This window comes from Pseudomonas sp. CH235, from assembly GCF_004368175.1.
GTDB classification, from domain to species: Bacteria; Pseudomonadota; Gammaproteobacteria; order Pseudomonadales; family Pseudomonadaceae; genus Aquipseudomonas; species Aquipseudomonas paraglycinae.
Genome location: NZ_RRZJ01000007.1, coordinates 195,962 through 208,057 on the forward strand (window position 1 = coordinate 195,962; position 12,096 = coordinate 208,057).

13 protein-coding genes are annotated in these 12,096 nt (G+C 63.9%); 4 read left to right on the top strand and 9 right to left on the bottom strand.

Going from position 1 to position 12,096, the window contains the following annotated elements; all coding sequences use genetic code 11:
- Positions 1-43: 43 nt before the first annotated feature.
- The 9 genes from EIY71_RS10615 to cbiE form a co-directional block, all read right to left on the bottom strand.
- Entirely contained in the window at positions 44-2,164 is a 2,121-nt protein-coding gene (locus EIY71_RS10615; protein WP_134021657.1) for a TonB-dependent copper receptor, read from the bottom strand.
- An 84-nt stretch (positions 2,165-2,248) separates the two neighbouring features.
- Positions 2,249-2,695, bottom strand: coding sequence for a DUF2946 domain-containing protein (locus EIY71_RS10620; RefSeq protein ID WP_102688358.1), 447 nt, complete (start codon positions 2,693-2,695; stop codon positions 2,249-2,251).
- A gap of 21 nt (positions 2,696-2,716) precedes the next feature.
- The gene (locus tag EIY71_RS10625) at positions 2,717-3,196 is read right to left on the bottom strand and encodes a copper chaperone PCu(A)C (RefSeq protein WP_134021659.1); all 480 of its coding nucleotides are present in this window, start codon (positions 3,194-3,196) and stop codon (positions 2,717-2,719) included.
- Positions 3,197-3,244: 48 nt separating this feature from the next.
- On the bottom strand, positions 3,245-3,646 hold the full coding sequence (locus EIY71_RS10630; protein WP_134021661.1) for a DUF2946 domain-containing protein: 402 nt from the start codon (positions 3,644-3,646) through the stop codon (positions 3,245-3,247).
- A 97-nt stretch (positions 3,647-3,743) separates the two neighbouring features.
- Positions 3,744-4,034 carry an addiction module antidote protein gene (locus tag EIY71_RS10635; RefSeq protein WP_085609233.1) on the bottom strand — a complete coding sequence of 97 codons (291 nt, stop codon included), beginning with the start codon at positions 4,032-4,034 and terminating at the stop codon, positions 3,744-3,746.
- A 3-nt stretch (positions 4,035-4,037) separates the two neighbouring features.
- On the bottom strand, positions 4,038-4,340 hold the full coding sequence (locus tag EIY71_RS10640) for a type II toxin-antitoxin system RelE/ParE family toxin (RefSeq protein ID WP_085611238.1): 303 nt from the start codon (positions 4,338-4,340) through the stop codon (positions 4,038-4,040).
- A gap of 191 nt (positions 4,341-4,531) precedes the next feature.
- The gene (locus EIY71_RS10645; protein ID WP_134021663.1) at positions 4,532-5,260 is read right to left on the bottom strand and encodes a cobalt-precorrin-6A reductase; all 729 of its coding nucleotides are present in this window, start codon (positions 5,258-5,260) and stop codon (positions 4,532-4,534) included.
- Positions 5,257-6,354 carry a cobalt-precorrin-5B (C(1))-methyltransferase gene (locus tag EIY71_RS10650; RefSeq protein WP_102688354.1) on the bottom strand — a complete coding sequence of 366 codons (1,098 nt, stop codon included), beginning with the start codon at positions 6,352-6,354 and terminating at the stop codon, positions 5,257-5,259. Before EIY71_RS10650 ends, EIY71_RS10645 begins: the two co-directional genes overlap by 4 nt.
- Positions 6,347-7,558, bottom strand: a complete 1,212-nt coding sequence (gene cbiE, locus EIY71_RS10655; RefSeq protein WP_134021665.1) for a precorrin-6y C5,15-methyltransferase (decarboxylating) subunit CbiE — start codon at positions 7,556-7,558, stop codon at positions 6,347-6,349. The genes EIY71_RS10650 and cbiE overlap by 8 nt, the downstream gene beginning before the upstream one ends.
- Positions 7,559-7,702: 144 nt before the next feature.
- Between cbiE and cobG the strand changes: the two genes are divergently transcribed.
- Genes cobG through cobJ form a run of 4 tightly spaced genes read left to right on the top strand, consistent with a single transcriptional unit; the run spans position 7,703 to position 12,054 of the window.
- Positions 7,703-9,001: a precorrin-3B synthase gene (cobG, locus tag EIY71_RS10660; RefSeq protein WP_134021667.1), complete on the top strand. Its 1,299-nt coding sequence runs from the start codon at positions 7,703-7,705 to the stop codon at positions 8,999-9,001.
- Positions 8,994-9,620, top strand: coding sequence for a precorrin-8X methylmutase (locus EIY71_RS10665; RefSeq protein ID WP_085609238.1), 627 nt, complete (start codon positions 8,994-8,996; stop codon positions 9,618-9,620). Before cobG ends, EIY71_RS10665 begins: the two co-directional genes overlap by 8 nt.
- Positions 9,617-10,351 (top strand): precorrin-2 C(20)-methyltransferase, encoded by a 735-nt coding sequence (locus EIY71_RS10670; protein WP_007951035.1) that lies wholly within the window; start codon positions 9,617-9,619, stop codon positions 10,349-10,351. The genes EIY71_RS10665 and EIY71_RS10670 overlap by 4 nt, the downstream gene beginning before the upstream one ends.
- Positions 10,351-12,054: a precorrin-3B C(17)-methyltransferase gene (gene cobJ, locus EIY71_RS10675; RefSeq protein WP_134021669.1), complete on the top strand. Its 1,704-nt coding sequence runs from the start codon at positions 10,351-10,353 to the stop codon at positions 12,052-12,054. Before EIY71_RS10670 ends, cobJ begins: the two co-directional genes overlap by 1 nt.
- Positions 12,055-12,096 lie beyond the last annotated feature (42 nt).

Sequence of the window (12,096 nt, forward strand, 5' to 3'; positions counted from 1 at the left end):
CTGTTGCCGCCCGCTCCCTCAAGGGAGCGAGCGCCCTTGAGGGTTAGAAACTCATGTCCACCTTGGTCCAGAGCGTGCGCCCCGGTTCATTGATCGCTTGCGGGTCGTTGGCCGGGTAGCCGAACCCGGCGTTGCCCGCCAGGTTCAGGTGTTCGGCGTAAGCCTTGCCGAACAGGTTGTCGACGCCGGTACTGACCTTCCAGTGTTTGTTGATCCGGTAGGCGCCGTTGAGCGAGAACACGCCGAAGCCCGAACTCTTGTCGTAATCCTTGCCGACCACGTTGCCCTTGTTCTGGTCGATACGGTTTTGCGCGGCAACCACCCTCCACAGTGCGCCGGCGCTCCAGTTGTCTTCGGTATAAGTCAGGCCGAAACGCGCATCCAGCGGCGGCATCTGCGGCAGGGCCTTGCCGTCGCTGCTGTTCTTTCCCCAGGCGTAGGCCAGGGTCGCATCGGCTTTCCAGTTGTCGGTGAGTTTGTAAGCGGCACCGAGTTCGCCGCCCATGATCCGCGCGTCGATGTTCTCGGCGCGGGAAGTGCTCATGCCCATCATCCCCGGGGTGTAGTCGAACAGGATGTAATCGCGCACCTGGCCGATGTAGCCCGAGGCCCAGGCTTCGAGCTCGGCGCTCTTGTAGTTCACGCCGAAGTCGAGCTGAGTGGTCTTTTCCGGCTTGATCGAATCGAACGCATTGACCGAGCCGGCCGGGCCGGACTTGGGCGAAAACAGCTCCCAGTAATCCGGGAAACGCTGGGCGTGACCGAGGCCGGCGTAGAGCGTGGTGGGGCTGTCGGCCAGGTCATGCTCGTAACGGATGAAGCCACTCGGCAGGGTGTCGGCGCGGGTATCGCCGGCAGTCGGGTTCGGGCGCGACATCATTCCCGAACCGGTGGTCTGCCGGAAATCCCTGGCCGAGGCACGGTCGACCCGGGCGCCGGTGATCAGCCGGTCGCGGTCGGCGGCGTACCAGGTCATTTCGCTGAACACCCCGTAGTTATGGAAGTCGGCGTCCTTGGTGTACGGCTGATCCTTGTAGGTATCGATGCCCATGCCGCTGCGCTGCCGGTGTTCGTTGGTCTGCGCGTCGAGGCCGGTGATCAGCTGGATATCGGCCCAGCGCCAGGTGGCCTTGATCCGTGCGCCGAGGGTGCGGCGGTCGACGTTGGACGCCATGGGACCGGCCATCATCCCCGTGCCGGACGGCGTGCGCAGGGTGTAGTTGTCCATCACGTGGTCGGCGTAGTTGTAGTAGACCTGGGCTTCGAGCTTCTCCAGCACATCGGTGATGTTGGATTTCTCGAAGCGCAGACCGAGGCTTTCGCGCAGGAATTGCGAGCCGTCCATGCCGCGTCCGGCGTAGCGTGCTTCGCCGTCGCCCTTGCCGGCGGTGAGTTCGATCAGGGTGTCGGCATCCGGGGTCCAGCCCAGCGCCACATCGCCGTTCCATTTGTCATAACGCGAGGCAACGATGTCGTTGTTGCCGTCGCGGTAGTCGTCGGAATGCGCGGTGTTGCCGATCACCCGCACGTAACCCAGCGAGCCGCCGGCCGCTGCATCGACGACTTTGTCGAAGCGTCCGTGGGAGCCTGCCAGCACGCTGGCATTCACGCGGGTGCCGAGCTCGCCGAAGCTTTCCGGCTCGCGGTCGAACAGGATCGTGCCGGCCGACGCGCCCGGTCCGTAGAGCACGGTTTGCGGGCCTTTGATCACGGTGAGTTTGTCGTAGGTCTCGGGTGAGATGTACGAGGTCGGCGCGTCCATCCGGCCGGGGCAGGCGCCGAGCATCATGCTGCCGTTGGTGAGGATGTTCAGGCGCGAACCGAACATCCCGCGCAGCACCGGATCACCGTTGGTGCCGCCGTTGCGCACCAGGGCGAAGCCTGGAATGGTCTTCAGGTAGTCGCCGCCGTCGCTGGCCGGCACCGGTTGGCGCGGGTCTTTCGGGTTGGTGACGATGGTCAGCGGCGAGCTCGGGGCGATGGCGGTGATCACCGTCGGGCTCAGCTCATCAGTGTGGCCGGCGTGTTCGTCGGCGTGGACCAGCGGGGACAGCAGGACGCCGCAAAGGACGGCGGTAGCGTGCCTGAAACGAACGCGGGATTCGTTCAGGGCAAAGGACGCCGGGGCAGAACCCGGGCGTGGGACAGCAGAAAACCTGGACATGACAATTTCCATCAAACAGTCGTAAACGACACGGCCGGCAGCCTGAAGCTGTCTTCTCAACCGTGTGCAATCAGAGGTGGGTGTTTACGCTGCGACGGGCGGGGCGCGGGTGCGGGCGCCGGGGAAGAAGGTCTGCCGGGCATGGCCCAGACGCGGGGAGGGCGGGGTGAAGGTGTTGACGAGTGGAATGCTGAAAGTGGCGAAGCTGCCGCCACCGGTCAGCGCTGGGCAATTGAACAGCAGGCTGCAATAGCCGCACTTTTCCCACAGCACATGGTGCGAGGATTGCGGTGGGCAGTGTTCGGTGGAGGGCTGTGCACTGTGCCCGGAATGATCCATGCCCGGCATGTCCATCGACATGTCCATGCTCATCGGCATGGAGGTCGAGGCGTGCTGATCCATCGGCATCGACTGGGAAATCAGCGGGCCGATGAAGATCATCAACATGGCGAACAGGGCGATCCAGCTGCCGCGGGTCAGGTGTTCAGTCTGACGGCGTTGCAGGGAGGGCCTGGCGCTCAGGGGGCGCATGGGCGGAGTCTGCCGGAACGGTTACTGGGCGTGCGCGTGGGCTTGCGTGGCTTCCGGCGACTTCTTCTGCACCGCGACCTCGACGGTCACGTCACCGGCCTTTTCGAAGTGCATCGTCAGGGGAAAGCGCTTGCCGTCGGTCAGCAGACTGCGGTCGGTCGGATTCATCAGCATCACGTGATAGGCCATCGGCGCGAAGGTCACGTTTCCACCGGCCGGGATGGCCACGTTCGGCACCTGTTGCATCTTCATCAGATCGCCCTGCATCACGTGCTCGTGCAGTTCCGCTGTCGGGGCGATCGGCGAGTCGACGCTGAGCAGGCGGTCAGCCGTCTTGCCGGCGTTGTGAATGATGAAATACGCGGCAACCGTCGGCGCGTTCGGCGGCAGTTCCTGTGACCACGGGTGGGCGATTTCCAGCTCGCCGGCCTTGTATTCGTGGGCATGGGCGAAGCACGCAGGCAGCAACAGCGCAGCGATGACGATGAATTTGTTCAACATGGCAGTTCTCCAGAACGATTTGAAACGCAGGTCAAATGCGGGAACAAATCAAACCAGAGGGGAAGCGCGGGGATTGAGGCTCGGCCATTGCTGACGCGGTGTCGGAGTTTGCAGCACGGCGGGCGCCACGCTGCGATTGCTTTCGTATCGGGCGAAATACAGCTGCGGCGAATGCCCCGGCAACGCCACCACCGGCGCCGATCCGGAACAGCACCAGCAATGCTGCATGGTCGAATGACTGTCACCACTCTGCGGCGCTTTCTGATCGAGGCTGCCGATGTCGATCGCCACCATCTTCGTCCCGCTGCCGGTGCAGAAACTGCTCCACAGCAACTGCTCGGCCGGCGTCTGCGCCGCCTGCGCCATCGCTCCCGTCAACGGCATGGCGAGCATGTTGAACAGCACTGCAAAGCAGGCGATCCAGGCAAATGCGAGCCGGTGTCGGTTCATGGGACAGATCCGTAGGGTGGGCGATCAGGCGCGGCTATTTAGCCTGATCAGGGCCGATAAGTAAAAAAGCGTCGTGCGGTTTGGTGTCGCAGAGGATTCAGCCTGCTACGGCATGCAGCCGCAAACCCAGCGCCTTCATGACTTTCATGATAGTCGCGAATTCCGGATTTCCAGTGCTGCTCAGCGCTTTATAAAGGCTTTCACGACCCAGACCTGCATCCCGCGCAACCTGAGTCATGCCTTGGGCGCGGGCAATGTCATTAAGCGCTGCACGGATGAGAACGCCATCGCCAGCATCTTCGTCAAAACAGGCGTCCAGGTAAGCCGCCATTTCCTCCGGCGTTTTAAGAAACTCTGCAGCGTCGAAGCGGGTGAATTTTTCGGTCATGACTTACTCCTCATTACCGATGCTTTGCGCCATCCGGATGGCGCGTTTGATATCTCGTTTTTGTGTCGACTTGTCGCCCCCCAGCAGTAGCAGATAAATCACGTTACCTTTACGTGTGAAGTACATCCTGTAACCGGGACCGTAATGAACGCGCATTTCATAAACGGCACTGCCAACGAACTCGCAATCACCCATATTTCCATGCTCTGCACCTCGAATTCTGGCGATGATGCGAGCTTTGCCGTTGGTGTCTTTCATCGAGTCGAGCCAATCGGCAAATGCAGGGGATCGTTCAAATTCGATCATGTCGAAATCGTATTCCTTGGGATACAGACTGACAAGCCGCATTTTTCTTGAAGGCAGCAGTGCGCTTCAAGAATTTGCTCGCTGCAAATCTGTGTGGATTAAAGGAATCGAAATCTTGGCGTGAGGTGGCAGGGGCGAACAGTCGGCTGGTTCCTGAAATTTTGCCGGTCAAATCAAGGATTAGCTCGAAATCAGGAATTATCTGACGTAGAGAGGGCTTCCAGGACTTCAGACGTACTCTTGAACTCCCGATCAACCCTCGCCAACACCGGCCGCTTCAACACCATCACCGGCACCCCAAGCTCCCGCGCCACGTCCAGTTTCGGCTCGGTTGCGGTGCTGCCGCTGTTCTTGCTGATCAGCACGTCGATCTGCCGGCGTTCGAACAGTGCCCGCTCATCCTCCAGCAGAAACGGTCCACGGGCGCCGATGACTTCGCAGCGTTCGTTGCCGGGGTAGACGTCGAGGGCGCGCAGGGTCCAGAACTGGTGCGCGGGGATTTCGTCGAGGTGTTGCAGCGGTTCGCGGCCAAGGGTGAACAGTGGGCGGCGGAAGGGTTCGAGGGCGGTGATCAGTTCGGCCCAGTCGGCGACTTCGCGCCAGTCATCGCCGGGTTGCGGTTGCCACGCGGGGCGGCGCAGGGCCCAGCAGGGGATGCCGGTGAGTTGCGCAGCGGTGGCGGCGTTCTGGCTGATCTGTGCGGCGTAGGGGTGGGTCGCGTCGAGCAAAAGTGTGATGCCTTCGTCGCGAATGAACTGCGCCAGACCTTCGGCGCCACCGTAGCCGCCGACGCGCACCTGACACGTCAGATCGGTCGGCACCCGGCCGACCCCGGCCAGGCTGTAAATGTGTTCCGGCCCCAACGTGCGCGCGATGGCCAGCGCTTCAGTCACGCCGCCGAGCAACAAGATTCGCTTCATACAAAGGCTCCCGCATGGCCAACGATGCCGCCCTGACGATCAATCGCAAACACCTCGACCTGAACCTGCGCCGGCACCACGCTACGGGCGAACTCCAAAGCATGGCGGCAGACTTCATCGCCCAGCGCAACGCCCGCCGCACTGGCCATCGCCAATGCCTGCTGACTGGTGTTCGCCCCGCGAATGGCTTGCTGCAAATCGTCGTCGGCACCAATCGCCGCCGCCCATTCGGCCAGTTGCGGCAAGTCGATGCTCGAATGGCGCGAGTGCAGATCCATGTGCCCGGCCGCCAGTTTGCTGATCTTGCCGAAGCCGCCGCACAGGCTGAGTTTATCCACAGGCACTTTGCGCAGGTGCTTGAGCACGGCGCCGACGAAGTCGCCCATTTCGATCAGGGCGATTTCCGGCAGGTTGTAGACCCGGCGCATGGTGTCCTCGCTGGCGTTGCCGGTACAGGCGGCGATGTGCAGGTAGCCGTTGGTTTTCGCGACGTCGATGCCTTGATGGATCGAGGCAATGTATGCCGCGCAGGAAAACGGCCTGACGATGCCGCTGGTGCCGAGGATCGACAGGCCGCCGAGAATGCCCAGACGCGGGTTCATGGTTTTCAGCGCCAGGGCTTCGCCACCCTCGACATTGACCGTCACCTCGAAGCCGCCGCGATAGCCGGTTTCTTCGGCGAGCAGCGTCAGGTGATCGCTGATCATCTTGCGCGGCACTGGATTGATCGCCGGCTCGCCGACGCCCAGCACCAGCCCCGGCCGAGTGACGGTGCCGACGCCTTTGCCGGCAATGAAGCGGATTCCCGGCTCGGCCATCAGCCGCACTCGCGAATAAAGCAGGGCACCGTGAGTCACGTCCGGGTCGTCGCCCGCATCTTTGATCGTCCCGGCTTCAGCGCCGTCTTCGGTCAGCCGGCAGAACTCCAGACGCATCTGCACCTGCTTGCCCTTGGGCAACACGATCTGCACGGCGTCCGCCACCGCTCCGCCGAGCAGCAGGCGCGCCGCGGCGAGGCTGGTGGCCGTGGCGCAGCTGCCGGTGGTCAGGCCGCTGCGCAAGGGCGCGGGTTGTTCGGCGGTTTCGTCACGCATCGAGGGGTTTGACCAGATCGAGCAGGGTGATCGGCAGGGCCTGGCGCCAGGTGTCGAACTCGCCCAGCGGCTGCGCCTGGGCAATGTGGATGCGGGTCAGCTCGCCGCCGTGGCGTTCGCGCCAGCTCATCAAGGTCATTTCGCTTTGCAGGGTCACGGCGTTGGCGACCAGTCGGCCGCCGGGTTTGAGTTGTTCCCAGCAGGTGTCGAGCACGCCTTCGCGGGTCACGCCGCCGCCGATGAAAATCGCGTCCGGTCGCTCAAGACCGGCGAGGGCCTGAGGAGCACTGCCGCGAATCAGTTGCAGACCGGGAACGCCCAAGGCGTCACGGTTGTGTTCGATCAACTGTTGTCGGCCGTCATCGGCTTCGATAGCCAGAGCGCGGCAGCTCGGGTGAGCGCGCATCCACTCGATGCCGATCGAGCCGCTGCCGGCACCGACGTCCCAGAGCAACTCGCCCGGTGTCGGGGCGAGGCGGGCGAGGGTGATGGCGCGCACGTCGCGTTTGGTCAGTTGGCCGTCATGCTGAAAGGCCGAGTCTGGCAGGCCGGCGAGGCGCGATAGGCGCGGTGTATACGGATCGGCCAGGCACTCGAGGACGATCACGTTGAGGTCGGCAATGAGTGGATCGTTCCAGTCGTTGGCGGTGCCGTCGATGCGGCGCTCGGCGTCGCCGCCCAGATGTTCCAGAACACTCAGGCGACTGGCGCCAAATCCGCGCTCACGCAGCAACGCGGCAACAGCCGCCGGACTTTGACCGTCATTGCTCAGCAGTAACAGGCGCACGCCACTGGACAAATGACCATTGAGGGCCGCAAGCGGGCGAGCCACCAGCGACAGCACGCTGACATCCTGCAACGGCCAGCCCAGTCGGGCCGCCGCCAGCGAGCACGAAGACGGCGCTGGCAGAACCAGCATCTCGGCCCCCATCACCTGCCGCGCCAGACTCGCGCCAACGCCGTAGAACATCGGATCTCCGCTGGCCAGCACGCACACCGCTTCACCGCGATGCTCGAGCACCGGGGCCAGGGAAAACGGGCTCGGCCACAACTGGCGCTCGCCACGGATGCACACCGGCAACAGATCCAGCTGACGCTGACCGCCGATGATCCGCGAAGCGCCCATCAAGGCGCGCCGGGCATTCTTGCCCAGGCCCTTGAAGCCGTCTTCACCGATTCCTACTACTGTCAGCCAGGGTGACATCTGTAGCCCCTCAAAAAAGTGTCCGCAAACGCGCCGTTCCGACGGGCAGACTTTTCATGCCGTCGGACAAAGCAGGCATAATACCGCGCCTTCGCCCGCGAAGCGCCTTTCCCACAGAGCTGCCAGCCCTTGAACGAACGTCCGATGTCCAACGCCATACGCCCCTCGGCCTGTCCGGGGTTGCTGCGTATCGTCCAGGCGCTGGACGGCGGGATCTGCCGGATCAAGCTCGATGGCGGGTCGATCACGGCCGATCAGGCCGATGCGGTGGCCAATGCCGCCGAGCGGTTTGCCGGCGGGGCGATCGAGGCGACCAATCGCGGCAATCTGCAGATTCGCGGGATCGGCGAGCAGTCTGCCACGCTGATCGAGAGCCTGTTGGCCGCCGGTCTCGGGCCGCGAACCGCAGCGGGCGACGATGTGCGCAACCTGATGCTCAGCCCCGCCGCCGGCATCGACCCGCAGATGCGCTTCGATACTCGTCCACTGGCCGGGCAGATCCTCGAAACCCTGCAAAGTCATCCGCGCTTCCACGAGCTGAGCGCCAAGTTCGCCGTGCAACTGGACGGCGGTGAAGCGCTGGCGATGCTCGAACATCCCCATGACCTGTGGTTGTCGGCATTCGAAGATCGCGGCGACACGCTGCTGGCGTTCGGCCTGGCGGGTTGTCCGACGGATCGACCGCTGGCCGCTGTGGCGCTTGCGCACGGACATGCGCTGGTGGTCGCGGTGCTGGAACTGTTCCTCGATCTGGCCCGACCGGAGCAGACGCGAATGCGCCATCTGCTGGATGAATGCCCGGCGCCGGTGTTCCTGGAAAAAATCGCTCAGCGGATCAGCCTGAAAGCCGCTGCTGATTGGCAGCGCGAAGCCGGACCGGAGGGTTTGCACCTCGGCATCCACCCTCAGCAATCGGCCGGTCAGGTCTATGTCGGTGCCGCACCGACGCTCGGTCGCCTCGATCCGGACATGCTGCGTGGCGCCGCACACCTGGCCAGAACCTTTGGTGACGGCAGCCTGCGTTTCACCCCTTGGCAGAGTCTGTTGCTGCCCAATGTGCAGGAAACCGATGCGGTTCAAGTGCTCGACAAATTGAGCAAGCTGAACCTGCTGACCCGCATCGAAGACCCCCTGTCACACCTGATCGCCTGCACCGGCGCCAACGGCTGCGGCAAAGGCCTGGCCGACACCAAACACGATGCCCGCCTGCTGGCTACGCTGTTGCCACACGCCGTTGATGTGCACCTGTCCGGTTGCCCGCGTTCCTGCGCCGCCGCACATCGGGCAGCGGTGACTCTGCTGGCGGTCGGCCCCGGCCACTACGATCTCTATTTTCGCGATGCAGCCCTGCCGGGTTTCGGCGCGCTGCACGCTCACAACCTTACTATCGAAGCGGCCGCGACCCTGCTCGCCGCCCGCTCACGGAGCCCCCTTGATGCTTGATTACATCCGCGACGGTCAGGAGATCTATCGCAACTCCTTCGCGATCATTCGCAGCGAGGCCAACCTGGCTCGCATCCCGGCCGACCTGGAAAAACTCGCGGTGCGGGTGATCCACGCCTGCGGCATGGTCGAGGCCATCGACGGGTTGCAATTCTCCGAAGGCGCCGGCAAGGCCGGGCGCGATGCGCTGGCCGCTGGCGCGCCGATCCTGTGCGATGCGCGGATGGTTTCCGAGGGCGTGACCCGTGCGCGCCTGCCGGCCAACAACGAGGTGATTTGCACCTTGCGCGATGACAGCGTGCCGGAGCTGGCGCGCGAGCTGGGCAACACCCGCTCCGCTGCCGCGCTGGAACTGTGGCGTCCGCATCTGGAAGGCAGCGTGGTGGTGATCGGCAACGCGCCGACCGCGCTGTTCTATCTGCTGGAAATGCTCGACGCCGGCGCCCCGAAACCGGCGTTGATCCTCGGCTTCCCGGTGGGCTTCGTCGGCGCCGCCGAATCCAAGGCCGAACTGGCCGCCAACAGCCGTGGCGTGCCGTTCGTGATCATGCAGGGCCGCCTCGGCGGCAGCGCCATGGCCGCCGCTGCGGTCAATGCTCTCGCCACGGAGATCGAATGATGCAGGCTCAAGGACGTTTGATTGGCCTGGGCGTCGGCCCCGGTGATCCGGAACTGATTACCGTCAAGGCCTTGCGCCTGCTGCGCGAATCGCCGGTGGTGGCGTACTTCGTGGCCAAGGGCAAGAAGGGCAACGCGTTCGGCATCATCGAAGCGCACCTGCAGGACGCCCAGAATCTACTGCCGCTGGTGTACCCGGTGACCACCGAAGTGCTGCCGGCGCCGCTGTCCTACGAACAGGTGATCAGCGATTTCTACGATGACGCGGCAGAAGAAGTGGCCGCGCATCTGGACGCCGGTCGCGACGTGGCGGTGATCTGCGAAGGTGACCCGTTCTTCTACGGCTCCTACATGTACCTGCACGATCGCCTCGCCAGCCGTTACGAAGCCGAAGTGGTGCCGGGCGTCTGCTCGATGCTCGGCGGCGCTTCGGTACTGGGCGCGCCGCTGGTGTATCGCAATCAGAGCCTGTCGGTGCTGTCCGGCGTGCTGCCTCACGATGAACTCAAGCGTCGCCTGGCGGATGCCGATGCGGCGGTGATCATGAAACTGGGGCGCAACTTCCCGAAGGTGCGCGACGTGTTGGCAGAGCTGGGTCTGGCCGAGCGTGCGCTGTACGTCGAGCGCGCGACCATGGCCAACCAGAAGATCGTACCGCTGGATGAGGTCGAGCCGATGTCGTCGCCGTACTTCTCGCTGATCATTGTGCCCGGCGAACGGTGGCAAGGCTGATGACCCATTCCACACCGGCCATCGTCATTCTCGGTCAGGGCGCACTGGGCACGGCCCGTCGCCTGCAGCAGGTCTATCCGGCTGCAAAGATTCACGGGCTCAATGGACGCGTCGAAGGCGCGGACCTGACTTACAGCGACTTCGGCGCGACCCTGCGCGAGCTGTATCAACAGGACACGCCGATCATTGCCCTGTGCGCGGCGGGCATTGTCATTCGCACCCTGGCGCCGCTGTTGCTGGAAAAAGGCGTCGAGCCAGCGGTGCTCGCCGTGGCTGAAGACGGCAGCGCCGTGGTGCCGCTGCTCGGTGGCCTCGGCGGGGTGAACGTCATGGCCCGCGAGATTGCGTCTGCGCTTGAAGTGGCAGCGGCGATTACCACCAGCGGCGAGTTGCGTTTCGGCACCTGCCTGCTCAACCCGCCCGGCGGTTATGCCCTCGGCGATCTGGAGCAGGGCAAGCGTTTTGTCTCCGACTTGCTCGCCGGCCACAGCGTACGCATCGACGGTGCTGCGCCGTGGCTTGAGCAGGCGCAACTGCCGGAAGATCCACAGGCGCAGCGCTCGATTCATGTGGGCAGCGATGCCCGCGCGGCGAACGCCAGTGAGTTGCTGATTTATCCGCGTAGCGTGGCGGTGGCGGTCGATACAGATGTGGCCGATCTACCGGATGTAATTCGCGATGCGTTACTTCAGGCCGGTGTGGCAATTCAATCGCTGGCCTGTCTGGTGGCGGCTGATACTCAGATGGCCAGTCCGGCGTTGCGTGACGCCGCGCTTGAACTGGCTGTGCCGTTGCGCTTTGTCGCGCCGGCGAGTGACATCGTTGAGCTGGTTCGCGATGCAGTCCCCGACGCTCGAATCATCACAACATCCCGCGACCTTGCCATCGCCGTGGCCGAACAGCCGCTGGATGTTTCGCAGATCGGTCGTCCGCGTGGTCGCCTTGCTGTCATTGGCCTTGGCCCGGGTGCGGCAGAGTTGATGGTGCCGGCGGTGAAAGCCGAACTGGCCCGCGCCACTGACGTGCTGGGTTACGAAACCTATGTGCGCATGGCCGGCCCGTTCCGCGACGATCAGGTGCAGCATTGCACCGACAACCGCGAAGAAATGCAGCGTGCCCGTCACGCCTTCCGGTTGGCCGCTGAGGGTCGTTCGGTGATCGTGGTTTCGTCCGGCGATCCGGGCGTGTTCGCCATGGCGGCGGCGGTGCTTGAAGCATTGCACGAGTCGACGGATCCGGCGTGGCACAGCGTCGATCTGGAAATCCTGCCGGGTGTTTCGGCGTCGCTCGCCACCGCCGCTCAGGCCGGTGCGCCGCTGGGCCATGACTTCTGCGTGATGTCGCTGTCGGACAACCTCAAACCGTGGTCGATCATCGAGAAGCGTCTGGATCTGGCCGCCGAGGCGGATCTGGCATTGGCCTTCTATAACCCGATCTCCCGTGCCCGTCCGTGGCAACTGGGGCGAGCGCTGGAAATCGTCGCGCAACACCGCACGCCGCAAACACCGGTGGTGCTGGGCCGCGATATCGGTCGGCCGGGGCAGACGCTGCGCGTCACGACACTGGGCGCGCTGACTCCGGAGCAAGTGGACATGCGCACCATGGTGCTGATCGGTTCTTCCACTACCTGCACTTTCCCTCGAGCCGAGGGCGGGGAGTGGGTTTATACGCCGCGCTGGTACGGGGAAAAACCGGCCGGCTGATATCCCCGCACTGTCGAGTGGCAATGATCGATAAAACAAACA

Excerpts from the sequence above, each read along its gene's own strand:
- cbiE (WP_134021665.1), bottom strand. The coding sequence starts at position 7,558 with ATGTCACCCTGGCTGACAGTAGTAGGAATCGGTGAAGACGGCTTCAAG.
- EIY71_RS10625 (WP_134021659.1), bottom strand. The coding sequence starts at position 3,196 with ATGTTGAACAAATTCATCGTCATCGCTGCGCTGTTGCTGCCTGCGTGC.
- EIY71_RS10665 (WP_085609238.1), top strand. The coding sequence starts at position 8,994 with ATGCTTGATTACATCCGCGACGGTCAGGAGATCTATCGCAACTCCTTC.
- cobG (WP_134021667.1), top strand. The coding sequence starts at position 7,703 with ATGTCCAACGCCATACGCCCCTCGGCCTGTCCGGGGTTGCTGCGTATC.
- EIY71_RS10640 (WP_085611238.1), bottom strand. The coding sequence starts at position 4,340 with ATGATCGAATTTGAACGATCCCCTGCATTTGCCGATTGGCTCGACTCG.
- EIY71_RS10630 (WP_134021661.1), bottom strand. The coding sequence starts at position 3,646 with ATGAACCGACACCGGCTCGCATTTGCCTGGATCGCCTGCTTTGCAGTG.
- EIY71_RS10650 (WP_102688354.1), bottom strand. The coding sequence starts at position 6,354 with ATGCGTGACGAAACCGCCGAACAACCCGCGCCCTTGCGCAGCGGCCTG.
- cobJ (WP_134021669.1), top strand. The coding sequence starts at position 10,351 with ATGACCCATTCCACACCGGCCATCGTCATTCTCGGTCAGGGCGCACTG.
- EIY71_RS10645 (WP_134021663.1), bottom strand. The coding sequence starts at position 5,260 with ATGAAGCGAATCTTGTTGCTCGGCGGCGTGACTGAAGCGCTGGCCATC.
- EIY71_RS10620 (WP_102688358.1), bottom strand. The coding sequence starts at position 2,695 with ATGCGCCCCCTGAGCGCCAGGCCCTCCCTGCAACGCCGTCAGACTGAA.
- EIY71_RS10635 (WP_085609233.1), bottom strand. The coding sequence starts at position 4,034 with ATGACCGAAAAATTCACCCGCTTCGACGCTGCAGAGTTTCTTAAAACG.
- EIY71_RS10615 (WP_134021657.1), bottom strand. The coding sequence starts at position 2,164 with ATGTCCAGGTTTTCTGCTGTCCCACGCCCGGGTTCTGCCCCGGCGTCC.
- EIY71_RS10670 (WP_007951035.1), top strand. The coding sequence starts at position 9,617 with ATGATGCAGGCTCAAGGACGTTTGATTGGCCTGGGCGTCGGCCCCGGT.